This is a genomic window from Campylobacter concisus (assembly GCF_003048905.1).
Taxonomy (GTDB): domain Bacteria; phylum Campylobacterota; class Campylobacteria; order Campylobacterales; family Campylobacteraceae; genus Campylobacter_A; species Campylobacter_A concisus_V.
In genome coordinates this window covers 1-24,763 of record NZ_PIRO01000001.1, presented here as the reverse complement: position 1 = coordinate 24,763, position 24,763 = coordinate 1, and the positions used below count along the sequence as shown (strand labels likewise).

At 39.4% G+C, this 24,763-nt stretch carries 25 protein-coding genes; 1 reads left to right on the top strand and 24 read right to left on the bottom strand.

Translation table 11 applies throughout. The features are described 5' to 3' along the window. Positions 1-229: 229 nt before the first annotated feature. From CVS95_RS09695 to mltG, 9 genes are all read right to left on the bottom strand, one after another. Positions 230-367, bottom strand: a complete 138-nt coding sequence (locus CVS95_RS09695) for a hypothetical protein (RefSeq protein WP_234399978.1) — start codon at positions 365-367, stop codon at positions 230-232. A 22-nt stretch (positions 368-389) separates the two neighbouring features. After that, on the bottom strand, positions 390-653 hold the full coding sequence (locus tag CVS95_RS09690) for a hypothetical protein (RefSeq protein WP_234399977.1): 264 nt from the start codon (positions 651-653) through the stop codon (positions 390-392). Positions 654-692: 39 nt separating this feature from the next. Beyond that, on the bottom strand, positions 693-1,244 hold the full coding sequence (locus CVS95_RS00115; protein WP_107695133.1) for a 2-oxoacid:acceptor oxidoreductase family protein: 552 nt from the start codon (positions 1,242-1,244) through the stop codon (positions 693-695). Then, positions 1,241-2,086, bottom strand: coding sequence for a 2-oxoglutarate ferredoxin oxidoreductase subunit beta (locus tag CVS95_RS00110; RefSeq protein WP_107695132.1), 846 nt, complete (start codon positions 2,084-2,086; stop codon positions 1,241-1,243). Before CVS95_RS00110 ends, CVS95_RS00115 begins: the two co-directional genes overlap by 4 nt. Then, entirely contained in the window at positions 2,076-3,206 is a 1,131-nt protein-coding gene (locus tag CVS95_RS00105) for a 2-oxoglutarate synthase subunit alpha (protein ID WP_107695131.1), read from the bottom strand. The genes CVS95_RS00110 and CVS95_RS00105 overlap by 11 nt, the downstream gene beginning before the upstream one ends. After that, entirely contained in the window at positions 3,203-3,514 is a 312-nt protein-coding gene (locus CVS95_RS00100; RefSeq protein WP_107695130.1) for a 4Fe-4S dicluster domain-containing protein, read from the bottom strand. The genes CVS95_RS00105 and CVS95_RS00100 overlap by 4 nt, the downstream gene beginning before the upstream one ends. Positions 3,515-3,522: 8 nt before the next feature. Beyond that, a complete protein-coding gene (locus tag CVS95_RS00095) occupies positions 3,523-4,416 on the bottom strand; it encodes a lactate/malate family dehydrogenase (RefSeq protein ID WP_107695129.1) in 894 nt (297 codons plus the stop codon). Positions 4,417-4,420: 4 nt separating this feature from the next. Then, positions 4,421-6,595, bottom strand: coding sequence for an NADP-dependent isocitrate dehydrogenase (locus CVS95_RS00090; protein ID WP_107695128.1), 2,175 nt, complete (start codon positions 6,593-6,595; stop codon positions 4,421-4,423). An 83-nt stretch (positions 6,596-6,678) separates the two neighbouring features. Beyond that, the gene (gene mltG / locus CVS95_RS00085) at positions 6,679-7,623 is read right to left on the bottom strand and encodes an endolytic transglycosylase MltG (RefSeq protein ID WP_107695127.1); all 945 of its coding nucleotides are present in this window, start codon (positions 7,621-7,623) and stop codon (positions 6,679-6,681) included. A 73-nt stretch (positions 7,624-7,696) separates the two neighbouring features. Between mltG and CVS95_RS00080 the strand changes: the two genes are divergently transcribed. Continuing rightward, complete coding sequence (locus tag CVS95_RS00080; RefSeq protein ID WP_107695913.1) at positions 7,697-10,162, top strand: AsmA-like C-terminal domain-containing protein; 2,466 nt, start codon at positions 7,697-7,699, stop codon at positions 10,160-10,162. Between the two features lie 223 nt (positions 10,163-10,385). On the opposite strand, the gene hypA is transcribed toward CVS95_RS00080, so the two are convergent. From hypA to CVS95_RS00005, 15 genes are all read right to left on the bottom strand, one after another. Further along, a complete protein-coding gene (gene hypA, locus CVS95_RS00075) occupies positions 10,386-10,727 on the bottom strand; it encodes a hydrogenase maturation nickel metallochaperone HypA (RefSeq protein WP_054196668.1) in 342 nt (113 codons plus the stop codon). Beyond that, positions 10,727-11,719, bottom strand: a complete 993-nt coding sequence (hypE, locus tag CVS95_RS00070) for a hydrogenase expression/formation protein HypE (protein ID WP_107695126.1) — start codon at positions 11,717-11,719, stop codon at positions 10,727-10,729. Before hypE ends, hypA begins: the two co-directional genes overlap by 1 nt. Positions 11,720-11,727: 8 nt before the next feature. Continuing rightward, positions 11,728-12,816, bottom strand: a complete 1,089-nt coding sequence (gene hypD / locus CVS95_RS00065) for a hydrogenase formation protein HypD (RefSeq protein WP_107695125.1) — start codon at positions 12,814-12,816, stop codon at positions 11,728-11,730. Then, on the bottom strand, positions 12,816-13,055 hold the full coding sequence (locus CVS95_RS00060; protein ID WP_054196671.1) for a HypC/HybG/HupF family hydrogenase formation chaperone: 240 nt from the start codon (positions 13,053-13,055) through the stop codon (positions 12,816-12,818). The genes hypD and CVS95_RS00060 overlap by 1 nt, the downstream gene beginning before the upstream one ends. Next, a complete protein-coding gene (hypB, locus tag CVS95_RS00055) occupies positions 13,055-13,867 on the bottom strand; it encodes a hydrogenase nickel incorporation protein HypB (protein WP_107695124.1) in 813 nt (270 codons plus the stop codon). The genes CVS95_RS00060 and hypB overlap by 1 nt, the downstream gene beginning before the upstream one ends. Before the next feature lie 201 nt (positions 13,868-14,068). Continuing rightward, on the bottom strand, positions 14,069-14,644 hold the full coding sequence (locus CVS95_RS00050) for a GDYXXLXY domain-containing protein (RefSeq protein WP_107695123.1): 576 nt from the start codon (positions 14,642-14,644) through the stop codon (positions 14,069-14,071). Next, a complete protein-coding gene (locus tag CVS95_RS00045; RefSeq protein WP_107695122.1) occupies positions 14,641-15,900 on the bottom strand; it encodes a DUF2157 domain-containing protein in 1,260 nt (419 codons plus the stop codon). Before CVS95_RS00045 ends, CVS95_RS00050 begins: the two co-directional genes overlap by 4 nt. 87 nt (positions 15,901-15,987) lie before the next feature. Beyond that, a complete protein-coding gene (locus CVS95_RS00040; RefSeq protein WP_107695121.1) occupies positions 15,988-16,365 on the bottom strand; it encodes a Na+/H+ antiporter NhaA in 378 nt (125 codons plus the stop codon). Positions 16,366-16,381: 16 nt separating this feature from the next. Further along, on the bottom strand, positions 16,382-16,795 hold the full coding sequence (gene nikR / locus CVS95_RS00035; RefSeq protein ID WP_021091291.1) for a nickel-responsive transcriptional regulator NikR: 414 nt from the start codon (positions 16,793-16,795) through the stop codon (positions 16,382-16,384). 45 nt (positions 16,796-16,840) lie between these two features. After that, entirely contained in the window at positions 16,841-19,066 is a 2,226-nt protein-coding gene (hypF, locus tag CVS95_RS00030) for a carbamoyltransferase HypF (RefSeq protein ID WP_107695120.1), read from the bottom strand. Then, the gene (locus CVS95_RS00025) at positions 19,050-20,522 is read right to left on the bottom strand and encodes a hypothetical protein (protein ID WP_107695119.1); all 1,473 of its coding nucleotides are present in this window, start codon (positions 20,520-20,522) and stop codon (positions 19,050-19,052) included. Before CVS95_RS00025 ends, hypF begins: the two co-directional genes overlap by 17 nt. Further along, the gene (locus CVS95_RS00020; RefSeq protein ID WP_103559625.1) at positions 20,519-21,061 is read right to left on the bottom strand and encodes a HyaD/HybD family hydrogenase maturation endopeptidase; all 543 of its coding nucleotides are present in this window, start codon (positions 21,059-21,061) and stop codon (positions 20,519-20,521) included. Before CVS95_RS00020 ends, CVS95_RS00025 begins: the two co-directional genes overlap by 4 nt. Next, positions 21,061-21,741 (bottom strand): Ni/Fe-hydrogenase, b-type cytochrome subunit, encoded by a 681-nt coding sequence (cybH, locus tag CVS95_RS00015; protein WP_107695118.1) that lies wholly within the window; start codon positions 21,739-21,741, stop codon positions 21,061-21,063. Before cybH ends, CVS95_RS00020 begins: the two co-directional genes overlap by 1 nt. A 9-nt stretch (positions 21,742-21,750) precedes the next feature. Continuing rightward, positions 21,751-23,469 (bottom strand): nickel-dependent hydrogenase large subunit, encoded by a 1,719-nt coding sequence (locus CVS95_RS00010; protein ID WP_107695117.1) that lies wholly within the window; start codon positions 23,467-23,469, stop codon positions 21,751-21,753. A 9-nt stretch (positions 23,470-23,478) separates the two neighbouring features. Further along, complete coding sequence (locus CVS95_RS00005) at positions 23,479-24,624, bottom strand: hydrogenase small subunit (RefSeq protein WP_107695116.1); 1,146 nt, start codon at positions 24,622-24,624, stop codon at positions 23,479-23,481. Positions 24,625-24,763: the final 139 nt, after the last annotated feature.

Below are 24,763 nucleotides of genomic sequence, written 5' to 3'. Positions count from 1 at the left end.
ATCGTATTTGTAGCTACTACTTATAAATTTATTATTTCGATAAAGATAAAAATAATATTATCGTGCAAAATATATTAATGAAAATATATAAAATGTTATAAAATAGCTAATTTTACGTATCTTTGAGGATATTACTTAAAATTAAATAAATAATTAAAACTAATAAATTTAAATGGGATAAAAATCGTATGATTATCAAAAATCATATAAATTTGTAAATTTTTGATAGCTAGAGAGTAAAATGATAGATAGCCCCGTAGTGTCTGACTGAGATGATCCAGTTTAAATTTATATCAAATATCTCAATGTCATTAAGGGAGGGATACCAGATATCGCTAAAAAATTTAGAGAGATCATCAAAGCGCAAAATATCAATGCTCTCAAATTTATTAAAATTTTATGCAAATTTCATTTGGTGTGGCGATGCTAAGCTCGCTAAAAGCGGTCTTGAGATCAAAATTTGCTTCGTCCGCATTAAAGCTATCAAGCCTGCTAATTTTATCTATCTTAAAAAACTCATCTATATCATCTAGGCTAAATTTATGAAGTAAATTTTCTCTTATCTTTAAGCACTCATCATATGGCAAGCTCCTAACTATCGGCATCTCAAAGCCATATTCTTTGCGGAAATTTTCTAGTTTTATTTGATCCATATTGGGAGGTTTTGGCTAAATTTAAATTTAGCCAAAAATTTATTTCAAAAGCTCTTTTGCGTATTTTAGACCTAGCTCGTAAGCTTTAGCATTTGCTTCTTTGACCTTAGCTGGTACGCTTGCTAACATCTCTTCACGCACTAAATTTTCATCCATACATTTACTCATAGCCACCGCCACGCCAAGAGCCACAACGCTTTGAGTGATAACATTTCCGACCTCGTCTTTTGCGATAGAGATGATAGGAATTTCATAAATTTTCCAGTGCTTTTTATCTTCGTCACTTACTTTTACCAAATTTGGCTCGACAACGATTGCACCGCCCTCTTTTACGCCACTTTTAAAGGCATCGTAGCTTATCTGCGCGGTGGCAAGCATAAAGTCTATCTCGCCCTCGTTTGCATAAGGGTATAAAATTTCCTTCTCATCAAGTATGATATCGACCTTCGTTGGACCCCCACGCACCTGAGATGTGTAGGTAGAGGCCTTCACGCCGTATCCACCTGCTTTTATCTTGGCAGCCGAGAGGATCTCGCCTGCTAGTATGACGCCCTGTCCGCCAACGCCGACAAATCTTAATTGTGACTTCATGCTAGCTCCTCAAAATTTATCGCTTCACCACTCATAGCAGCTTTTCTTACCTTGTCGTAAGCCTTGGTGTATTCGATCTTTTCTTCATCTTTGTGAAGCACGCCAAGTGGGAAAATGCCCTTTTTCTCCTCATCGCTTAACATGTCAAATTTGACCTTGCTAGTCGTGCGGCCCTTTATCCACTCTAAATTTTTCACCGCCTCGCCCATTTTGTTCTTGCGGCCTAAATTTATGTGGCAGTTTGAAAATACATCAAAAAAGCTGTATCCATCGTGGCTAAAGCCCTCTACAAAGAGCTTTGTAAGCTTCTCTGGCTCGATGACGCTACCGCGCGCGACAAAGCTAGCACCTGCAGCAGTTGCGAGCTTACAGGCGTCAAAGCTGGGATCGATGTTGCCGTATTGCGCTGTGACCGTCCACATGCCCTTTGGCGTGGTTGGGCTGGTTTGTGAGTTTGTTAGCGCGTAGATGAAGTTGTTTATGAGGATATGATTTAACCCGATATTTCGGCGGCATCCGTGTATCGTGTGGTTGCCTCCGATCGCTAGTCCGTCGCCGTCGCCAGTTACCACGATGACGTGCTTGTCTGGGTTTGCCATCTTTATGCCAGTGGCGTAGGCTACGGCTCTGCCGTGAGTTGTGTGAATGGTATTGCAGTCGAGGTATCCGCTAAAGCGGCCAGAGCAGCCTATGCCTGAGACTACGCAAACGTCGTTCATATCCCAGCCCATGGTGTCGATCGCGCGGATGAGCGCCTTTAGTATGACGCCGTCGCCACAGCCCCAACACCAAAGAGTAGGCATTTTATCTGTTCGTAAATATTTATCGTAATTAAAAGCCATAAATTTCTCCTATCTTCGCCTCGATTTCGCTTGGGCTTATCGGTCTGCCGTTTGCTTTTAGCAGTTTTGCAAAGTCATCTCTTAAGATGATCTTTGAAATTTCGCCACTATACTGACCTAAATTTAGCTCGCAGACTAAAATTTTATTAAATTTATTTGATATCTCTTTTAGCTTTTTAGCTGGAGCTGGAAAAAGTGTGAGTGGCTTAAACAGCCCTACTTTTAGCCCTTTTTCACGTAAATTTAATATCGCTTGCTTGGCTGAGAGAGCCACACTACCAAAAGCGATGATACAAATTTCAGCGTCATTTAGCATAAACTCTTCATAACTCTCGCACTCATCGGTGTGTAAATTTATCTTATCAAATAGCCTATTCATTGAGTATTCAACGATTTTTCCATCTTCTGTTGGAAAGCCAGTAGCGCCGTGATGAAGCCCAGTTATATGGTAGTGATAGCCTTTAAAGAAAGGATTTAGCGTAGCTGGCTCATCTGGTGCGGCCTCATAAGGTTTATACTCTTTTGGCTCGCCATTAAATTCTCTTCTTTTATAAATTTCTAGCTCGCTAATCTCTGGCAAACGCACCCTTGCTTGCATGTGGCCTATCGTCTCATCAAGCAATAACATAACTGGCGTCATAAACCTAGCTGCAAGGTTAAACGCTCGAACTGTCTGCGTATAGCACTCCTCTAGGCTGCTAGGCGCTAGCACTATCATATTTACATCGCCGTGAGTTGGGTTTTTAGCCTGCAAGATATCACCTTGTGCGACGCGGGTTGGCAAGCCAGTTGAAGGGCCACCGCGCATTACATTTACGATGACAAGCGGTATCTCAGCGATAAAGCCAAGGCCTATTTGCTCAGCCTTTAGTGAAATTCCGGGGCCTGAACTAGCAGTCATTGCCTTAGCACCACTCGCACTTGCGCCAAGAGAAACTGAAATTCCAGCTATCTCATCTTCCATTTGTATAAATGTGCCGCCATGTTTTGGCAAAAGCACGCTTAGCTCGTGGGCAATTTCGCTACTTGGAGTGATCGGATATCCGCCAAAGAAGTTACAGCCGCACTCGACCGCAGCCCTTGCTACTAGGGCATTTCCAGTTGATACTAGCTCTCTCATGCGCTCTCTCCAAGCTTTGCAAATTTATTTGCCTTTACGGCAACAGCTCGCTCTTTGCTCTCAGGCGTTAGCTTTGCAAATTTAAAGCCTTTTTCAGCCACATAAATGGCAAAATCAGGACAGTGAAGCTCACAGTCGCGACAGCCTATGCATGAGTCAGCATAGACGACCTCTATCATCTTACCAAGCACCGCCTTTGGCTCAAGCCTCATCGCTAGCACACCAGCTGGACAGTAGCTCACGCAGACATCACAGGCCTTACACCTGCTCTCATCGACCCAAACAGGTACATTTTCTTTTATTATCATCTATATTCCTAATCCAAATTTTCTTTTAAAAATTTAATGTTTTTTCTAATATCAGCTTCGCTTTTACTTAGCTGCTCTTGCTCACTTTCATTTATATTTAGCTCTAAAATTTCTTTTAAGCCCTCGCGTCCAAGCCTTACTAGCCTGCCGCAACTTAGCTCATCATCAAGAAGCACGCTAGCACTTAAAATTTCATCACTCTTACCTATTATCGCTTCACACATCTTCACAACCGCAGCTGCTGGTGCGTAGTAAGCTGAAGTGCCAAGGAGCTTAACGATCTTTGCGCCACCTGTGCTTGTCTCTTTTTTAAGAGTTGCTAGCTCATTTTCGTTTAAATTTTCGCTAATGTTACTAGCAGATACGATCATCTCGTCGTTGTGAGCGCCAATTATCTTTGTCTTTAGCTCTTTTGCATCTTTATATTTTAGAAGCGCTAGCTCATATCTGCATCTTGCCCCATCAAGCTCACCAGCCATGCCGATCACTTTATTTTTGCTAAAACCACTAAATTTATGAGCCGTCCAGACCATCACATCAAGCGGATTTGTCACGACGATTATCACCGCATTTGGTGCAAATTTTGCGATATTTTGAGCTGTTTGTTTTACGACTACGGCGTTTTTAAGGAGCAAGTCCTCTCTTGTTTGACCCTCTTTTCTTGGGCTTCCAGCAGTTACCACTACGATATCACTGCCCTCTATTAGCATAAAGTCATCGCCACCACAAACAATAGTTTTAGCATTAAAAACGCAGCTTGACTGAGCTAGATCGATTGCTTTTGCACGTGCCACATCACCAAATATATCTACAAGCGCGATCTCATCGCAAACTTCTCTCATACAAAGCGCATAAGCTATGCTTGCACCGACGTTTCCTGCTCCGACTATACTTATTTTCATTTTCTCATCCTATTATTTGATTTAAAATTTCACTTGGTCTCATGACCTCATTAGCTCTTACTTCATCTGGTAGGTAGTATCCGCCAAATTCCACGTTTACACCATCTTTTTCTCTGATCTGCTTTAGAATTTCGCTCTCGTTTTTCTCTAGCTCGTCTGCTAAATTTTCAAAGATTTTGCTTAAAATTCCGCCACTTTTTGCCATCTCTCTCGCCCAAAATAGCGCTAGATAAAAGTGCGACTCTCTGGTATCAAGAGTAGCGTTTGGCGTTTTGTTTTCGTCCAAATAGCTAGCAACGGCTCTATTTAGCGCGTCACTTAGCTCTTTTGCCTCTTTTTTTTGCCTAAAAAACGCTAGATGTTCAAGCGAAGCACTAAGCGCTAAAAACTCGCCTAAGCTATCCCAAAGCAGGTGATTTCTCTCTTTTAGCTCTTTTACAAGCGTCGGAGCCGTCCCACCAGCTCCCGTCTCAAACATCGCTCCACCAGCAAGCAAAGGCACTACTGAGAGCATTTTTGAACTGCCACCTAGCTCAAATATCGGGAAAAGATCGGTTAGATAGTCTCTTAAAACGTTGCCAGTGACGCCTATGACGTCTTTGCCAGCTCTTATTGCTTCAAGCGATTTTTTAGTTGCTTGCTCGTAGTTTAAAATTTCAAATTTTACGCCAGCGCTAGCAAATTTCTCTCTAAATCTTTCAAATTTAGCTATCAAATTTCTATCATGAGCACGGCTACTATCTAGCCAAAAAATAAGCTCATCTTTTGAAATTTCGCCTCTTTTTAAAGCTAGCTCAAACCACGCATTTATCGCATCTTCTTTTGCCTGCGTCATCCTAAAAATGTCGCCCTTTTTGACGCTAAATTTAAAAACGTTCTCGCCAGCCTCATCAAAAACTACAAATTCTCCGTCTTCTTTTGCGATAAAAGTCTTATCGTGGCTGCCGTACTCCTCGGCCTTTTTAGCCATTAGCCCCACGTTTGCTACGCTGCCTATGCTGCTTACATCAAGCGCACCATGCTCCTTAAAGTCCGCTACGCAAGCCTCATAAACCCTAGCGTAAGTTCTATCTGGGATCATGCAAAGCGAGAAATTTAGCTCGCCACTTCTATCTTTTACCTTGCCAGAGTTTCTAATGAGCGCAGGCACGGAGGCATCGATGATGACGTCATTTGGCACATCAAAGTTGCTGGCATTTTCATTTAGCGCCCAAATTTTTGCTTTTTTGCTCAAAATTTCATCAAATTTAGCCAAAATTTCATCTTTATTTTTAAGCTGCGAAATTTTAGAAAACATATCTTTTAAGCCGTTTTTAGCCTCCACACCGTGAGCTTTAAACTCCTCACCAAATAGCTCAAAAACCTCTTTAAAATAGCTTTTTATCGCGTGAGCAAAGATGACTGGATCGCTAACTTTCATCATCGTGCATTTTAGATGCAAGCTCAAGGTCACACTCTCTTTTTTTGCCTCTTCAAAACAGCTTTCATAAAATTTATCAAGCTCATCTACACTTAAATATGTGGCATCAACTATTTCGCCGCTTTGGATGGCAAGCTCTTTTAAAAGCTCTTTTTTGCCATCCGCACTTATGAAATTTACATAAAATTTCTCATCTTTACTAGTGATAATTGAGCGCTCATTCTCATAAAAATCGCCCTTTTGCATGTAGCAAATTTTTGTCTTATTTGTCTTATCCCAGTCGCCATTGCTGTGAGGATACTTCTTGGCAAATTCTTTAACCGGTGGCAAGACTCTTCTATCTGAGTTTCCTTGCCTAAGCACTGGATTTACTGCACTTCCTAGCACTTTTTGGTATTTTTTAGCGATCTCTTCGTCGTAGTCTGTTATGATCTCATCTGGATAAAAAGGCACGTTTATGCCTTTGCTTCTAAGCTCCTCAATAGCCGCTTTTAACTGAACGAGCGTGGCTGAGATGTTTGGCAGTTTTATGATATTTGCCTCTTTGTGACTGGTCAGCTCGCCTAAAAGCTCCAGCTCATCGGCCTTATTTAGTCCAAGCTCTTTGCTAAAAAGAGATAAAATTCTCCCAGCTAGGCTAATATCGGCCCTAGTTATGCTAATGCCGGCACGTGATAAAAAGCTCTTTACGATAGGAAAGAGAGAGTAGCTTGCAAAAAGCGGTGCTTCGTCAGTTTTTGTCCAGATAATGTCACTCATTTTAGCCCTTTTAATTTTTTAAAATTTATCACTTTCTTTATTAAATCTCGTTGTATTTTAGGCATTTGCTGCAAATTCTAGCTCTATTTTCCTATATTTTGGTTGTGCTCGCTTAAGGTTTTTGAAAAAATGTGTTTTTTTGCCTTTTTATCAAGCACAAAGTATAAATAATCGCTCTTTGCAGGGTTTATCGCCGCCTTGATCGCACTTATCGAGACGCAGCAGACTGGACTTGGTGGAATGCCGTCGTTTAGATAGGTATTAAACTCGCTCATATCGCTTCTTATGCGTTCAGCCGTGATCACATCGTGTGAATAAATTCCGTAGTTTAATGTGCCGTCCATTTGCAACCTCATGCCCTTATTTAGGCGGTTATAGATGACGGAAGCCACAAGTGGCATCTCAGCGTCGTTTGCCGCTTCCTTTTGAATGATCGAAGCGATCGTTAAAATTTTAAACCATTTTTTCTCGTTGTATTCGCCAAAAATTTTATTGCTGATCTCGCTTTGAGCCTTTTTTGATGAATTTACAAGATAAAAAGCAAGGTGCCTTTCGCTGATACCTATTGGAATTTTATATGTATTTGGCATCAAAAAGCCATCACTCACTGGAGCAAGGGCGTTATATTCGCTATTTAGTTTTGCTCCGTCAAGTCCTAGCTGGGCGGCGATCTGGTTTAAAAAAACGATAGTCGTTTCGCCTGGTATTAGCGTTATCTCGGTTAAAGCCGCTTTTGACTTTGCGAGTTTTTTTAAAAAATCAACCCTTGAAATTTTATCTTGACCGATCTCTATCCAGCCAGATTGCGGAGAGCCGATAAAAAGTATAGCGTACTTGTCTATCACGCTTAAGTTAAAGTTGCGATTAGCTAAATAAGATATAATCTCGCCCACACTTCCCTTTGGTATAAAAACGACCTTGCTTGTGTTTATAGGGCGTGCCAAATAGACAAAAATACTTAGGAAAATGATGGCTACGATATCAAAAAAAATGTCTAAATATGGCTTTTTCATAAAATTTTTTATCATCTTGATTCTTTCATTTATCTTACTTTTAAAATACGGCATAAAAATTAACGATTTCGAGTTTTACGGCGTAAAATTGGAGCAATTATATATAAAATTAGATAAAAAAATAATTGCAAGAGCAAAGCAGATAAGGCTTCCAAATTTTAAGAAAGAGAGCAAGCAAAAAAGCAGCAATGAGCGCCTTTTAAATCTTAGTAAAAGCGTAGATTTTATAGATACGATTTTTCAAGAAATTTCACTTGAAAATGTGCAAATAGGAGATGATTTTAAACTAAAAATTCTATTTTTAGATGATATATTTTTTGTTGATAGCCCTTATTTAAATGTGGATATTAAATTCCAAAACGAACAGCAAGACGGAATAGACCTTTTTAGTATTAGAAATTTAAGCTTTAAGGATTTTAACGTCAGCATTAGCGGCGAAGGGAGTGCAGATTTTGATAAAAATGACTATAAATTTGAGGGAAATTTCACTTCTCATGAGCTGCATGGTAAGCTAAATTTTGCCCTAAAAGATACATTTTTAACCTACAAAGCTTACGATGTCGAGGCTGGAAGCATTAAAAACTTCATTGATGAGCTTGATAGACGCATAGAGCTAAATGGTGAAGTTAAAAACTGGATATATGGATACATCGTTGCTGATGATTACGAGCTAAAAGAGATAAATGGCAAGGCTGATCTAGCTAAAAATGACTTTTATCTAAATGATCTAAATGCCACCGCAAATACTAAAAATTTGCTTGTTAAATTTGAAAAAGACTTGCCTGCCGTAAATGTAGGCGAGGCAAATATCACGCTTAAAAACTCAAAGCTTAAATTTGATCTTATTTCGCCTATTTACAAGGGCAAAAAACTTGATGGCTCAAGCGTTGTGATAAATAATATCTTTGATGAGAAAAGCGCAAATTTAGAGCTACTTATAAAGACAAAATCAATTTATGATGAAGCTATAAATGAGATATTAAAAGCCTATAAAATCATCGTGCCAGTAAGGCAGCTTAGCGGAAAAATGGATGCTAGCTTAAAAATTTTGATAAAGCTTGATGAGAAAAGCTTAGAAAATTTTGATGAAAAAAGCGTCATTGCAAATGGAGAATTTAAGCTAAGTGACGCGGTTTTAGAGATTGTTGGAAGTAAATTTAATGCTAAAAGCGCCCTTGTAAAGCTCATAAATACGACGAATTTAAACATCGATGCTACTGGCTTTGGGCTTGAGTTTTTTAAAGCAAATGCTAAGGCTGATATAAATTTACAAAAAAGTACTGGCGAGATAAAAGGCGTGATAGAAAGCTTTGATCTAAAAGAGAAAAATGATGAAATTTTAACCTTTAAAAATGAGCCATTTAGCGCATTTTTAGACTTTAGCAAGGCTGGTGAAACTTTGCTTAAGATAGAGCCATTTGGGCTTGATATGAGCTTTGGCAGTGAAAGTAAAATATCAACAAAAAATAGTAAATTTTTCATAGAGAGCTCACCTGTTTTAAAGCAAAACGGCGTGCGTGGTTTTGATGAGCTTAGTATAAAAAGTAAGGATTTTACTGATCTTGAAATTTTTGCCAAAGAGGCAAACTTTGATTTGCCGTTTTTAGATAAAAATGGCTCAAAATATGAAAACGATGATCTTAAAATTTTAGTCTCAAAAGCTGGTGTGAAGGTAGATAGCGCAAGTAAAAAGCTAAGCCTAGACATAAAAGAAAAAGCCATAAACGTAAAAACTAAAGATCTAAATTTGCTAGTGCTTGACGATAACAAAACCAGCGAGCAAAGTACGCCGCTTGAGCTTTTAGCAAAAAATGGCGATATCATTTTAAGGGATCTAAACAAGACCTTGCCATTTGCTAGCTTTAGCGCCGAGAAAAAGGGCAAAAGTACCTCGCTAAATGGGCTGGCGCAGCAAGGAAGAGTTGGCTATTTTAACGATGAAAAGAGTATAAATTTAGACGCAACCGACATAAGCGGAGAATTTATCAACGACCTTTTTGGCATCAAGAGCTTTGAAGGCGGTAAATTTCGCCTAAAAATGCTTGGAGAAAATACGAAAAATTTCAAGGCTGAGGTGAGATTTTTTGATACTTTTTTAAAAGATTATATCTTTTATCAAAGACTGCTTAGCTTTTTAAACTCGGTTCCATCGCTTCTTAGCTTTAAAACACCTGATTTTAACGACAAAGGCTTTACCGTTAAAAATGGTAAAATTTTACTCACTAGAAATGGCGATATGATCGAGTTTTTAGCGATTGAAATGATAGGCACAAGTGCTGATATCGGCGGACGTGGTACGATCGATCTAAAGAGTAAAAAGATAAACATCGACCTTGAGCTAAAGCTACTAAAAGATGCTAGCAGTATCATTGATAAAATTCCACTAGTAAATCAAATAATCCTTGGCAAGGACCGCTCGCTCTCAACCGTCATCGCCATACGTGGCACTACCGATAAGCCAGAGTACTCAACGCAGATCTTGCAAGACGCCCTGCTCTCGCCACTAAAGATAATAAGAAACGTGATTCAGGCTCCGTTTTTGATATTTGAGTAGTTTAAATCTGCAACGCATGGAAATTATAGAAAAATTATTGGCTGCTTCTAAAGCCAAGAGTGGTGCTCATTTTTGATTATTTTTATTATCCTCGGCTCGCAAAGCGCGTAAAAAGGATATCGAAAGCTAAAGATCAAGGTTTTGGTAGCTATTTTTTGATACTAGTGCTATTAAAATATTTTGACAAAAAGCATAAAATTTTGCGTATTATAATACGCAAAATTTACTTCATCTCAAGGCGCATAAGATACATATCCTCGCCGTCAGTTACCTTTAAATTTTGGCTTTTACACTTTGGACAGGTGAAGTCATTTTCATTAAGCTCCCCGCCAAATCCACACTCCAAACACTCGATCACAATGCCTTGTAAATTTATGACAAGCTCAGCGTTTTCGCAGATCGTGCCAGCCTTATAAACATCAAATGCACTCTGCAAATAATGAGGCTCCACTCCGCTTAAACGGCCAACTTTTATCTCGATCTTGCTTATCTCTTTTGCGTTTTCTTTGGCGGCATTTTTCTCGCAAAGGCTAACTAAATTTTGAACGATACTAAGCTCGTGCATTAGCAAATCCTTGGTAGTAGCTCGCCCTTTGGCGGCTCGAGAAATCTTCTTGATTTATAGGCGTTTTCGATGATGACGCGCTCGTTTTTAGCCTCCATTACCTCGCCTATTATCATCGCGTTTTTATCAAATTCTCTTAAAATTTTAAGTGTATCCTCGGCCTGGCTCTCATCAACCGCCATCACAAAAGTACCCTCATTTGCAAGCTCATAAGGCTCAAAACCAAACAGTTCACAAACGCCCATCACTTCGTCTGCGACCTTGATATTTTCTTCAAAAACCAAGATGTCAAATTTGCTAAATTTAGCCCACTCATTTAGCACCGCACTTAGTCCGCCTCTAGTCGCATCGCGCATAGTTTGTGGTTTTATGCCAGCGCTAAATAGCTTTAAGACAACCTCTTTTAGGCTCTTGCAGTCACTTTTTAGATCAAGCCCAAGCTCAAATTCTTCTCTTGCAGCAAGCACCACGCCTCCGTGTCTGCCAACATCTCCAGAGATTAAAATTTTTGCCCCTGCTTTTAAATTTTTAAGCTCCACGCCCTCGCAAACTATCTCGCCGATACCTGCTGTGTTTATGAAAATTTTGTCACATTTGCCTTTTGGCACGACCTTTGTATCGCCACAAACCACGCTCACGCCGCTCTCTTTGCAAGTTTTTGCAAGCGAGCCAAGCACACGCTCGAGCTCTTCTATACTAAGCCCCTCTTCGATGATGAGCGAGCAGCTTAGGTATTTTGCACTTGCTCCAACCATCGCTAGGTCGTTTATCGTACCGCAAGCCGCGATCTTACCGATGTCGCCGCCGTTAAAAAAAATAGGAGTTACCACAAAGCTATCAGAGCTAAATGCGATCTTGCCGTTTAAATTTAGTATCGCTGAGTCGTTGCTCTGCCTTAAAATTTCGTTATCAAAAATTTTAAATATCGTCTCGTTTATAAGCGAGTTCATCTCCTCGCCGCCGCCGCCGTGGCTTAGCATTATCTTTTTCATTAAATTCCTTAACCAACTCTTGCATATTTAAAATATGCCGCACAAGCGCCCTCGCTTGAGACCATGCACGATCCTATCGGATTTTGCGGATTGCAAACTTTACCAAAGACTTTACACTCTGTTGGCTTTGCTAACCCTCTTAAAATTTGCCCGCAAATGCAAGCCTTGCTCTCGCCAGCGCTCTCTACACTGCAGTCAAACTGCACTCTAGCATCAAGATAGGCAAACTCATCTTTTAGCTTCATGCCGCTTTGCGCTATCTCGCCAAGTCCTCTCCAGACAAAGTCGCACGGCTCAAAATACTTAGCTATGAGCTCTTTTGCCTTGAGGTTGCCCTCTTCTTTGACCGCCCTTGCGTACTCGTTATAGACTTCATAAGTGCCTGCGTTTTGCTGACGGACTAAATTTAGCACACTTGCCATGATATCAAGTGGCTCAAAACCACTAATGGCGATTGGTCTTTTAAATTCGCTCGCTAACTCTTTATAAATTTTACTTCCAGTGATGACGCTCACGTGACTTGGTCCCAAAAATGCGTCTATCCTCACGTTTTCATCGCTCATTATAGCTCTAACTGGTGCTGGGACGGTTACGTGATTTATGTGAAAATATAAATTTTTAATGCCCTCTTGCACCACTTTTTCAACTAAGTTTGCGCTCATCGGCGTCGTTGTCTCAAAGCCGATCGCAAAAAATATGACCTTTTTGTCTGGATTTTGCTTAGCGATATTTAGCGCATCAAGTGGCGTGTAAAGTGCCCTTATATCGTGTCCCTCGCCGCGAAGCTTTTGCAAGCTTGTCTTTGAGCCAGGCACTCTTAGCATATCAGCTAGCGTGCAAAAGATCACATTCTCCATACTAGCTAGCTTACAGGCCTCGTCTATGCGGCTCTTTGGCATCACACAGACCGGACAGCCTGGTCCGTGGACGAAATTTATATGCTCTCCAACTAAGCTTGGCAGTGCAAATTTCATAATGCTATGCGTGTGTCCGCCGCAAATTTCCATGATATTTAGTGGCTTTGTGCTCTCTTTTTGGATGAGCTTTGAAAGGGCTAGGATTAAATTTTTATCGCGAAAGTCATTGATAAGATCCATCAAATTTTCCCCGCGTTCATATCATCAGCGATCTTTTGATAGACCTCTAAGCTCTCAAGCGCAAACTGCGTATCGATCTTTTGCATAGCGTAACCAACGTGGATCAGCACATATTCGCCAACTTTTACCTCTTCAGAGATGAGATCTAGGCTTACCTTTCTAGTAACACCCAGAGTCTCAACGGTGGCAACGTTATTTTCATCTATTTCTATTACTTTTGAAGGGATCGAGAGGCACATTATCTTAGCTCTTTTTTAAATTCCAAATAGCTTATCCACTTATCGATGCCTTCGCCTGTTTTGCTGTCTATCACAAAGATATCAACCTTTGGATTTAGCTTTCTAGCGTCATTTTTCACTCGCTCGATGTCAAAGTCAAAGTGTAGTGCAAGCGAAGCTTTTGTAATGAGAAGCACGTCAGCAGCCCTAAACATCACTGGATATTTGCTCACCTTATCATCACCCTCTGGCACTGAAAGAAGTACAGCATTAAAGTGCGAGCCAACATCGTAGCTTGCAGGGCAAACTAAATTTCCAACATTTTCTATAAAGACTAGATCAAGCTCTTTTAGTGGCAAATGATGAAGCCCTTCATGCACCATAAATGCGTCCAAGTGACAGGTCTGACCTGTGCTTATCTGATGAGCCTTTGCGCCAGCTTTTACTATGCGATCAGCATCTTGATTTGTCTCTAAATCGCCCTCTACAACGCCTATTTTAAACTTACCAGCCTTTATCATAGCTTCTAAAAGCGTGGTCTTACCAGCACCAGGACTACTCATTAAATTTACACAAAGTATCTTTTTCTCATCAAGATGAGCTCTATTGTGGGCGGCCTCTTTATCGTTTTCAGAGAGAATTTTCTCTATCACGTCTATGGTTTTACTCTCGTTTAGCACAGGGTGTGCGTGAGCCTCGTGGCTATGTTCGTGCGCGTCATGAGCGTGATCTGTATATCCATCATGAGTGTGTGGGTGCGAGTGAGTGGTGCCATCAGCGTGAGTGTGAACGTGGGCGTGATTACCCATTGAACAACCGCAATCTTTACACATTTTTTCATCCTTTTTTATTAATTTATGGAGATTTTAACTCTTAAATTTAAAAATAAAATTAAAATTTAGGAGTTTTTGCAAATAGATCAAAATTAATTAATTTATTTAAATTTTTATTTAAATTTAAAAATATAAATGAAATTTGCACAAGAATTTTGACTAATTTTACTTTACTCTTTTTGCCTAATCTCATCCAACTTATCAAAATTTTTCATCACCAAGTAGTTTTTTACTATTTTTTTGGGCATTCTTTTGGATTATTAGATCCTTTAGTCTAGCTTTGCCATTATCCATCACCATCAAAACCGCATACGCATCAACGTCTTCTTCTCTCATTTCATCTTCAGTATTAGCTGCACTATCAGGCGACATATAAAAGTGCTCTATGCCGTATTTTACGAGCGAGTAACCGTCATATCTGCCAGCTAAAAAGACTCCATTATCTGGCTTGCTTATACTAAATTTAGCAAAGCTGTAGGTGCCATTAACATCTGGCTTTAAAACAGCATAAATTCTAGCCCCATCTCTTACTCTCTCATCGTATTGGTCGATATAGCGGTCATCTTTATCATTTTCGTCAAAATTTCTTGAATGAAAATTTGAAAATTCATAGTTTAAATCAACATAATTTCCGCGAAAAAGATCTCTTGGATCGTAAAGACTTACCCTTACTCTTACCTCTTGTCCAAAATAAAGTGGCATAAGCGCGTAGCCAAGCATAATGCCAATAAGCGAAATTTGAAAAATTACAGCTACTATTAAGACTTTTATCTTCATTTTTTACGTCCTTTTCTAGCGACAATTAGCACTATGAAAGCAAATACCATAAATAGCGCCGTAGCACCAATATAATCACCTATTAGCTGGAAATACCTCACGGCCGCAACCAAAAATATCATACAAAGACCTAGTTTTAACTCACCTTTTTTGATAAGGACTGCAGCTGTTATGATATTTGCGAGCGAAAAAAATATATTTGCGTAGCCAGGCCCGTAGCTAAAGACAAATGGCAACGACACGAGCAATGCCCCAAGCAGCAAACCACTCTTGTTTTTTTCTTTAAAAAATAGTGCAAAATAAGCAACACTAAATAGGATAAAGACAAAGCCAAAATTGCTTTTAAAAAACGACTTCACAAACCAAAACTCTTCATCTCCAACCTCAAATAAATTTCTTTCTTCAAATAAAAATAGACAAAATAGCAACACAAAAACGCCAAAATTTTTACCAAATTCTTTTGTAAATGCGCCAAGCCCTGCTCTGAATTTATCTAGTAGCGGCGAAATACTAATAAGTAAAAGCGCATAAGATAGCGATACGATCGCAACCATCGGAAGTCCAAACAAAAATCCATAATCAAATATCGCCCTAATACCACTAATGTAACCGCAAAATGAAATGATGTATATAAAGATATCTATAAAAAGCACAAAAGCAAGCCATTTTGAGTCGTCTTTGTAAAGCGTATATGCGCCAAGTACTATAAAAATGATAAAGCCAAAACCAAAGTCGCCCTGATAAGCTATCATAAAAAACCAAACTGTCGCAAAGATAAGACTTTGGGCTACTAGCACACCTTTTTTAATAGCAAAAGAAACCGCAAATGCTCCGATACTCCAAAGCAAAATACCACCGCTTGGCTCATCGCTAATGTTATAAATTTGGGCAATAAGTGCAATCGCCGCACCAAAGCAGAAATTTCCAAGAAAAAACATCGCCGTTGATAGATTTTCCTTTCCCTTTGCAAGATAGTAAATTCCACCAAAATTTACAAGCCCAAGTACAAACAACACAAGTGCTAAACGTCCTAGTCTTGGTATCTCTTCCCAGTTTGCACCAACGAGCGTAAAAAAGGCTAGCGCAAAAAAGAGATATGCTACGAGTTTTAAGACAAAACTTATCTTGTCACTATGAGCATCAGGATCGATGTCGTATAAATTTGCTATTTTTATAGCGGTCTCTTTATCGACTATACCGTCGCTTTGCCACCGATCCAGCTCTTTTGCTAGAAAAATTCTATTTAAAAAGTTCATTATTCACACTCTCTTTTATAAGATATACAAAATACCAAATTTCTAGCCAGTGTCTTAAATGCCGTATTTATGTCCATTGACACTGCCTTAGTCTTTCAACAAAAAAATATAATTGTGATTTAAAATATAAAAAAATACAGAAGCTAAAATGCCACCGATGATAAAAATTTTTAGCAAGGTAGCTTGGGCCAGACCCCTAAGCTTTACTTTTAAAATTTCTCGCTTAAATCTAAACCCAAGCAAAAAGAAAAAAACGGCCATCAAACTATCATTTACCAAAAGGATAAGGGGCTTTTGTATCGGCGATTTGCCAAAATTTAGCCTTGTATCGATTTGTAAAAATGAGTTATAAAAACTGCTTAAAAAAATATTTTCAAAGATAAATGCCACTAAAGCAGCAGCGATAAGAAAGATACCACCGCTAGCTTCACCTATAAAAAAATCCCAAAAATTCCTAAAACACATAAAGACCCTTAAAAAACTAAAACCTAGGAATAGCTGCCCTTGTGAGTTTAGAAAATTTTACACCCTTTAAGCCGGCGATCCTTTCAGCAAAGCGTTCAATTTTGCCAGCCTCGCCTCTTATTGAAATCGTTTCTAAGCAGTTATGATGATCGACATGAACATGGTTTGTACAGATGATTTTCACATCAGAGCTATGCTCTATATCCATCTTTTTATTCACCAAATCGTTGTGATGATGCATATAAATGAGCGTCAAAACCCCGATCAACTCCTCACTAGCGTCCTTCCAGCTATCACTTACGATCTTTTCGCGTATCAAATCCCTCGTAAATTCGCTCCTAGAAGCGTAGCCTTGTTCGCTAACCTTTTTATCTAGTTCGTCTAGTAACTGACTAGGTAAAGAAACACTAAAACGTATAACACTATCCATTTTCTGCTCCTTTCTCGTTTGATTACCGTTTATAATCATTATACATCACTTATTAGAAAATGTGGATAAATAATAATAAATTTGCCCTAAATTTACGTTAGAATCGTTGCTACAGAATTTTTTATTGATATGAAATTTCAAATTTACTTTAGTAAATTTTTTGTAAATAAGTTCGAGTAAAGTCTTATTTTGAAAAACTCCGCCGCTTAGTAAAATTTCCATTTTTTCTTTTTTTGAAATTTCAAAAATAATATCAGCCAAGCCATTTATAAATGCCGTTGCAGCCACTCTTGGCTCATCTTTTAAAGCACTTTTAAAAGCCTCTTTAAAGCCGATCACTCCATTGTCTAGGCTAAATTTATAACACACATCTAAATTTTTATCATAAAGCGCTTCAAGCCTCATACCACTCTCGCCCTCAAAACTCGAGTGAAAAAGCCCACAAATAATCGCTCCAAATGCGTCAAATATCCTACCAACCGAGCTAGTCTTTATTAAGTTTAATCCTTTTTGCTCCATTTTTTTAAAATTTGCAAGCATTTTTTCATCAAAATTTACTAAAAATTTACCAGCTTCGTCCTCAAGAGAGTATTTTAAAATAATAGAATATGCGATTAGATAAATATTTTTGATGCTGTTTTCGCCCCCAAATAGGCTAAATTCATCAAAATGATAAACTCGCTCGTAATTCTTTTTATCTAGCCTAAAGACCTCGCCACCCCAAATTTTGCCATCTTCCCCGTATCCAGTGCCGTCAAAACAAAAGCCAATGTACTTTTTATCTGCTAGATCGTTTTCAAAGATCACGCTTAGCAAATGTGCGTAGTGGTGCTGAAGATGAACTAGCTCAAAGCCCTGATCCTTTGCCCATTTTGTATTTAAAAAATTTGGATGCAGATCGGCTATGACCTTGTCGATTTTTAGATCATAAGTCGTTTCAAAGAGTCTAAAAATGTCTTTAAACCTATCAAAAGTCGCCACATTTTTAAGATCTCCTATATATGGGCTAACCATTAAAAGGCCGTCTTTGTAAATACAAAATGAGCTTTTTAGCTCCGCTCCAAGGGCTAAAAATGTCCCTTTTTGCTTAAAATTTGTATGGATAAAATTTGGATTTAAGCCACGGCTCGTTCTTGTGAAAATTGTCTCATCACCAACGCAAAATGCGATACTATCGTCACTCGGTGAGTAAATTTCTCGGTCGTGATCAAGGTAAAAGTCTATGACATCACCTAGCTTTTCTCTTAGTTCGCTCTCATCTTTTATCACAACTTCGCCTGAGATATTCGCGCTAGTTGCGATGATGTCGTGCTCTAAATAATCAAAAAGCAAAAGATGTATGCCACTAAATGCGAGCATGACGCCAAGCTTGTTTAAATTTGGTGCGACGCTTTTTGCGATATTTGAGCCGTTTTTTGCTTCAAGTAAGACGATTGGCTTTAAATTTGAGTTAAGTAGCTTTGCCTCTGCCTCTGAAATTTGCGCTATCTCTCTAGCATTCTCTAAATTTTTACTCATCAGAGCAAAGGGCTTGCTTGGACGGTGTTTTCTAGCTCTTAGCTCGCAAACTGCGGCTTCGTTTGTCGCGTCACAAACCAAATGAAAGCCACCAAGCCCTTTAATGGCTAAAATTTTGCCCTCGTTTATGAGCCTAGCCGCCTCTTTGGCTGCTTCGTTTTTACTAGCCAAGACTTTACCAAATTTATCTTTTAGATAGAGTTTTGGTCCGCAGTTTGGGCAAGAGATCGGCTCTGCGTGGTAGCGGCGATTAAGTGGGTCTTTGTATTCGCCCCCACAAAATTTACACATTTTAAACTCATTCATCGTCGTATTTACCCGGTCATAAGGCAACGCTTTGATGATGGAAAATCTTGGTCCGCAGTTGGTGCAGTTTATAAATGGATATTTGTAGCGTGGATTTGTGGAGTCATAAAACTCGCGCAAGCAGTCATCGCAAAGTGCGTAATCAGGCAAGATAGGCGCTTGCTTAGTTGCTGACTTTGAGGCGATGATCTCAAGCTTTTCATAAATTTTATCTATCTTAATCTTCTTAAGCTCATCGATCCTAGCAAGGGCTGGTAGCTTCTCATAAAGCTCTTTTTCAAAAGCCAAAAAGCTAGCCTCTTCGCCGCTAAAATTTAGCTTCACGCCCTCGTCGTCGTTGTAAATTTCACCAACTAGCTTAAAATTATGCGCCAAAGTATAGACAAAAGGTCTAAAGCCCACACCTTGAACTAAACCCTTGATCTCATATCTAAAGCTTGATCTCAACGCCAAATCCGGGGTCAAAATTTGTTTTTATATTTGGGTTTAGGTGCTTTTTTATCAAGTTGCTAACTACCTTATTATAAAATAAATCCCCGCTTAAAGTAACATTTTTGATATTAAATTTATCTCGTTTTTCATAGCTAAAATCGCTCAAAAAGTGCGCCAAAGACTCGGTGCAACCAAAGCTGATGTTCTTCTCTCCAGCGCCAGCAAGGACAAACGAAATGATACTTTTTACAAACTTAACCCCGTCTAAACCAAAGTCATCTTTCATCTTGTAATCGATCCTAACGCCCTTTTGACCGCTAAAATCACTTGCCATAAGGAGCAAATTCTCCCCTGCTTTTTTAAAGTCATCACTTAAGCCAAGTATGCGCCCAGCTATGCAAAACAGCGAGAAAAAGCTAGCATTTGAGCTAAATTTACCACTTGGTAAAGTATGCTCTTTGCTGAAATTTTCAAGTAGCCTTTCGCCGCCCTCCTCGGCTCTTATGAGCTCATAAATTTCTTCAAAGCTACTAAATTTTGGCAAAAATAGAAGCTGTGTTTTGCTTGATTTTGAAAGTAGGCAAATTTCGTCATCACTAAATTTGCTAAATTTTAGCCCCAAAGCTATATCGCTAAAATTACTAAGCTCAAATTCCTCGTTTTTTGTATAGAAAAATGGGCTTAAAACTGCGCTACTTTCAAGCAAAGTAAGCCTTGAAAGAGCGTTTTTTTGCTCCTTTACTTTAACGCTTAAAAAGCTAAAATTTTCTTTATTTAGCTGCTCGCAAATGGCGTAAAGAAAAAGGTCATTTGGTGCCATCACGTCAAAAAATAGCGGCGCATCCTCGTGATTTTGTCTATAAATGGCTGTCGTCTTTAGTGCTAAAAGTGGCTTTTCAAAGCTAGCTAGAAATGTCAAAACTCTATCATCGGCGATAAAAATTTTTGGTAGCTGCTTTAAATTTACAGGCATCAAGAAATTTGCGTCAAAATTTACACCAAGAGAAATTTCATATAAATTTTTATCTTGCTCTATGCAAACGCCCTTGCCGTTTTTTAACAAATTTAGGCAAGCTTTAAGCTTTTCATTAAAATTATCGAGCGTTATCTCGCCCTCAAATTTACTCTCACACAGCACACCACTTTCATTTAAGATAGCCTTTTCGCTAGCCAAAAATGTACTCGCTTGAGTCGGAGTTAGGCCGCCAAATTTTATCTCATTTATCTTGCTATCTTCGTCAAGCTCACTTGCAGCCAAGACTTCACTGTGCTTTATAAAAAGACTAAATGGCAAGAGCGTACTTGCTTTATTTGCCACGCTCTCAAGCTCACTGGCATCTCCACTTACCTTTAGACAAATTTCATCTTCTTTGCACTTTAGACTATGAGATAGATCACCAGCAAGCAAGCGTAAAAATGGCGCTAGAAACGAAGCGTCTTTGTGACAAGTAAATTTAAAAGCAAGTATCATTTTAAACCTTTTTTGGCGTATTCATCAACGATATCGTTTAGGGTAAAATTTGCTACTTTTTCACACTTAAAATCAAGCTCTTTTAAGTGATCAAGCAGCGTTTTTTCTAAAATATTAGAAGCGTTTATAACCTCATCTGAGAGGCTAAAATTTGATGATTCTATACGGCTAGGCACGATACCTAAAATTTTAGTCGTAGGCCTATCGCCTGCAAGCTCCATTAGATGAAGGGTCTGGAGCATCTCTATCTCGTGAGCCGAGCCGTCCCAGCTGATAAAATTTGGTACATTTAGAAAATCAAAAAAATAAACATCGCCCACGCTTGCGCCATTTGCACTAATGCAATCAACGACGATAAGATAGTCAAATTCGCTTATGATGTGAGTTAGAGCGAGGGCTAAAGTGCCCCCATCCATTAGAGTAAGCTCGTTTTTAGAACTTGTAAATTTATAGTTTTTAGCCATCAAATTTACAAAATGAACACCTATGCCCTCATCGGCAAACATCACGTTGCCAATGCCAAGAACCAGCACTCTCATTAGTGTTCTTTTACAAATTTATAGCCACTAACGATGGCATCCATCGCTCCATTTTTGCCTTTAACAGCGTTAAATACTGCCATATAAACATGAATCGGCACAAATATCATAATGACCCACATACAAATTCTATGTATCGTTCTGACATTTGCTAGTCCGCCCATAAGCTCTTCAAAAAACCTAGCTGGCTCATAAAGCGCTCCGCCAAGTCCCTCATGATAAACATGAACATAAAGCACAAGACCGCTTAGGCAAATAAGAGTCAAAACAAGATAAAAGAAGAAGTATGAGGCAAACTGCAAAGGATTATAAACGCCCCTTAAATGCGGATGTGGCCCCATAAAAAGATAGTATTTGATCTGTGCGATCCAAATTTTTGGATTTAGAAAATCGACCACACTCATCCACTCTTTTTTACTATGTTTATCAAAGACAAATAGATAAAATTTAAAGATAAACGCCACTATTAGCACAAAGCCAGCGATCTGGTGAGCCATACGCCACTTTGCTTGCATAAAATTTGTAGGCTCGCTCGTGATCTCTGGACTCACAAAAACGTATGAGATATAGTAGCCACTCACAACTAAAAGTGTGATCGCTGCAAATCTAATCCAGTGTGTCAACCTAACACCGATGGAGAATTCGTATTCGCTGATTCTATCAGCATTTTTATGTGACATATTCTCTCCTTACAAATTTGGATTTATCTTATAAGTACTCAAATCATTTCCCTTTGTATCCATAACATGCACAGCGCATGCGATGCAAGGATCATAAGAGTGAATTTTTCGTATTATCTCAAGTGGCTTTGAAAGATCAGCGATCTTTAAACCAACTAAGCACGCTTCGTAGCTTCCCATTTGATTTTGTGCGTCTTTTGGAGAGGCGTTCCATGTGCTTGGCACGACTGCTTGCCAGTTTGTGATAACACCATCTTTTATGCGGCACCAGTGGCTAAGCGCACCTCTTGGAGCATTGCCTTGAAAATTTCCTTTGTACTCTTTTTTGTTATCGATTACATATTTTGCGCAGGTCTCTTGATCTGATTTTAAATTTTCTACCAAGGCATTAAATGCGTCCATTGTGTGCTCAGCAACCACTTTTGCCTCAAGCATACGAGTAGCGGTTCTACCTAGAGTTGAGAAAACTGCATTTAGTGGCAAGCCACTCTTTGCTAAAAATTTGTCAACTACTTTTTTAACTCTCTCATTGCCTCTAGCGTAGTTTATAACGATACTTGCTATTGGACCCACTTGCATAGGCATGCCATCATATCTTGGTGCTTTGATCCAGCTATATTTGCCTTTTGTATCAAAAAGCTTACTATGAGCTAGTTTGCCCTCGGCGTCTATGCTCTCGCCGTCAATAAGGCCTGTGTAGTTTGCCTCTGTCTCGCCATCATATGGATGAAGCGCTTTGTCGTTTTTATACCAAGACCTAGTAGCTTCTTCGGTGATTTTATTTTCATCGATATCATAAACCTTGTTAAGATCGCCATTTAAGATATAGCCACCTTTAAATAGATGATCATTTTTGCCAATCAAAAACTCATCGTAGCAGAGTAAATTTGCCACACCAACGTCGTTTAGAACGCTTGGCTCATTACCATAAGCTTTAGCTGCCATCAAGATATCTGGATAGTAAGCTCTATCAACAAATTCTTTGATCTCGGCAAATTTGCTCATATATTCGCCCATTCTAGATGGATCCATAAGGTCCATCACACAGGTCACACCGCCAACTGTTAGGCTTTGTGGATGTGGGTTTTTCGCGCCAAAGATAGCCATCATCTGAGCTGCTGTTCTTTGGATTCTAAGACACTCTAAGTAGTGAGAGAGGACAATTAAATTTTGCTCTGGCGTAAATTTATATGTGCTATGTCCCCAGTATGCGTTGGCAAATGGTCCAAGGTTGCCCTTTTTAACAAAGGTTTCAACCCTCTCTTTTACCTCTTTTAGCTTGTCAGCTCCAGTGGCGAATGGCAAGTCGGTGTATTTAAACGCCTCTTCGCTAGCTTTATGCACATCTGCGCTTAGTGCAGAGACGACGTCTGCCCAGTCCATGCCGTGAAGCTGATAAAAATGCACGATGTGATCGTGAAGATATAAAGCTGCGTTCATAAGCGTTCTAGTTAGCTCTGCATTTAGTGGAGGCTTGATGCCAAGAGCATTTTCAACTGCGATAATGCCTGCTCGGTAGTGTGAGTATGTACAAACGCCACAAATTCTTTGCATAAAAAAGCCAGCATCTCTTGGATCTCTACCTTTTACGATCTGTTCTAAGCCACGCCAAAGAGTTGAGCCAGAATACGCCTCTTTTACGACATTATTTTCATCTACAACAACTTCTATTCTTAAGTGTCCCTCGATACGTGTTATAGGGTCTATTACTATTCTTTTTTCACTCATTTTTTCGCCTTATTCTTTATCTTTACTCATAGAAGCTATAACAGCGTGAGCTGCTATACCAATGCCTGTAAGAGCTAAAATTCCAATGCCGACTTTGTCGCTAACATTATCAGCTCCAAGACCTAAAACAGTATCAAAGAGTCTATCTGCCATAGGCTCTTCAAATGGTCCCATCGTATCCCAGAAGTCTGGCTCTGAGCAGCCTATACAGCCGTGACCTGCTTGAACTGGCCATGATGTGTGCTGGTTAAATCTCTCGCGTGAACAGTTATTAAATGTATATGGACCTTTGCAACCTACTTTATATAAACAGTAGCCATTTTTTGCGCCTTCATCGCCGAAGTTTTGGACAAATTCGCCAGCGTCAAAGTGACCACGTCTTTCGCAAAGATCGTGAATTCTTAAACCATAAGCCCATTTTGGTCTATTGTAAACATCAAGTGCTGGAAGTGTGCCAAAAAGCAAGAAGTGAAGCACGTTACCAACGATATTTTTCTCACTTGGTGGACAGCCCGCAACATTAATAACTGGCTTATCAGTTACCTTTGAAAGTCCCACTGAATTTGATGGATTTGGCCTTGCAGCTTGAATGCCACCAAAGCTAGAACAGGTGCCGATCGCAAAGATAGCAGCTGCGTCTTTTGAAGCATTTACAGCATGAGTTTTACCTGTTGTGCCATGAGGTCCAACTGTTAGGAAATTTTCAGTCGCACCAGTTGGGATACCGCCCTCAACTAATAGGATATATCTACCTTTGTATTTTTCGATCGCACTCTCTAAATTTTCTTCAGCCTGCCAACCAGAAGCTGCCATGATAGTTTCGTGGTATTCAAGGCTTATGTAGTCAAATATAAGACTATCTATACTTGGAGCATCAGTTCTTAGTAAGCTCTCGCTACAGCCTGTGCATTCTGCCATATGAAGCCATATCACAGGAAGCCTATCGCTAAGCTCAGCAGCACGAGCAACCATCGGTGTCATCGCACTTGGTAGAGCCATAAAAGCTGTCATCGCACCAGCCCACTTCATAAAATCACGCCTCGTAAAGCCTTTCTCTTTTAAAAGCTGCGCAATACTCGAGTTGCTTTTCATCTTAGGTAACGCACTAAGCTCACTTAAGCGTCTATCTATCTTTTGACGCAAGTCATTATTCATATCCTGTCTCTTATACCTATCTTACGCTGCCGACGACTCCTTCCGTTTAGAGTCATGTCGCTGCTCGCTCATTCAAAAAAACATGATACACATTACTAATGTACTTGCCATGATACTATATTCATACCAACTATATCTA

Coding starts and splice junctions, on each gene's coding strand:
- CVS95_RS09690 (WP_234399977.1), bottom strand. CDS start 653: ATGGATCAAATAAAACTAGAAAATTTCCGCAAAGAATATGGCTTTGAG.
- CVS95_RS00115 (WP_107695133.1), bottom strand. CDS start 1,244: ATGAAGTCACAATTAAGATTTGTCGGCGTTGGCGGACAGGGCGTCATA.
- CVS95_RS00110 (WP_107695132.1), bottom strand. CDS start 2,086: ATGGCTTTTAATTACGATAAATATTTACGAACAGATAAAATGCCTACT.
- CVS95_RS00105 (WP_107695131.1), bottom strand. CDS start 3,206: ATGAGAGAGCTAGTATCAACTGGAAATGCCCTAGTAGCAAGGGCTGCG.
- CVS95_RS00100 (WP_107695130.1), bottom strand. CDS start 3,514: ATGATAATAAAAGAAAATGTACCTGTTTGGGTCGATGAGAGCAGGTGT.
- CVS95_RS00095 (WP_107695129.1), bottom strand. CDS start 4,416: ATGAAAATAAGTATAGTCGGAGCAGGAAACGTCGGTGCAAGCATAGCT.
- CVS95_RS00090 (WP_107695128.1), bottom strand. CDS start 6,595: ATGAGTGACATTATCTGGACAAAAACTGACGAAGCACCGCTTTTTGCA.
- mltG (WP_107695127.1), bottom strand. CDS start 7,623: ATGATAAAAAATTTTATGAAAAAGCCATATTTAGACATTTTTTTTGAT.
- hypA (WP_054196668.1), bottom strand. CDS start 10,727: ATGCACGAGCTTAGTATCGTTCAAAATTTAGTTAGCCTTTGCGAGAAA.
- hypE (WP_107695126.1), bottom strand. CDS start 11,719: ATGAAAAAGATAATGCTAAGCCACGGCGGCGGCGGCGAGGAGATGAAC.
- hypD (WP_107695125.1), bottom strand. CDS start 12,816: ATGGATCTTATCAATGACTTTCGCGATAAAAATTTAATCCTAGCCCTT.
- CVS95_RS00060 (WP_054196671.1), bottom strand. CDS start 13,055: ATGTGCCTCTCGATCCCTTCAAAAGTAATAGAAATAGATGAAAATAAC.
- hypB (WP_107695124.1), bottom strand. CDS start 13,867: ATGTGTAAAGATTGCGGTTGTTCAATGGGTAATCACGCCCACGTTCAC.
- CVS95_RS00050 (WP_107695123.1), bottom strand. CDS start 14,644: ATGAAGATAAAAGTCTTAATAGTAGCTGTAATTTTTCAAATTTCGCTT.
- CVS95_RS00045 (WP_107695122.1), bottom strand. CDS start 15,900: ATGAACTTTTTAAATAGAATTTTTCTAGCAAAAGAGCTGGATCGGTGG.
- CVS95_RS00040 (WP_107695121.1), bottom strand. CDS start 16,365: ATGTGTTTTAGGAATTTTTGGGATTTTTTTATAGGTGAAGCTAGCGGT.
- nikR (WP_021091291.1), bottom strand. CDS start 16,795: ATGGATAGTGTTATACGTTTTAGTGTTTCTTTACCTAGTCAGTTACTA.
- CVS95_RS00025 (WP_107695119.1), bottom strand. CDS start 20,522: ATGATACTTGCTTTTAAATTTACTTGTCACAAAGACGCTTCGTTTCTA.
- CVS95_RS00020 (WP_103559625.1), bottom strand. CDS start 21,061: ATGAGAGTGCTGGTTCTTGGCATTGGCAACGTGATGTTTGCCGATGAG.
- cybH (WP_107695118.1), bottom strand. CDS start 21,741: ATGTCACATAAAAATGCTGATAGAATCAGCGAATACGAATTCTCCATC.
- CVS95_RS00010 (WP_107695117.1), bottom strand. CDS start 23,469: ATGAGTGAAAAAAGAATAGTAATAGACCCTATAACACGTATCGAGGGA.
- CVS95_RS00005 (WP_107695116.1), bottom strand. CDS start 24,624: ATGAATAATGACTTGCGTCAAAAGATAGATAGACGCTTAAGTGAGCTT.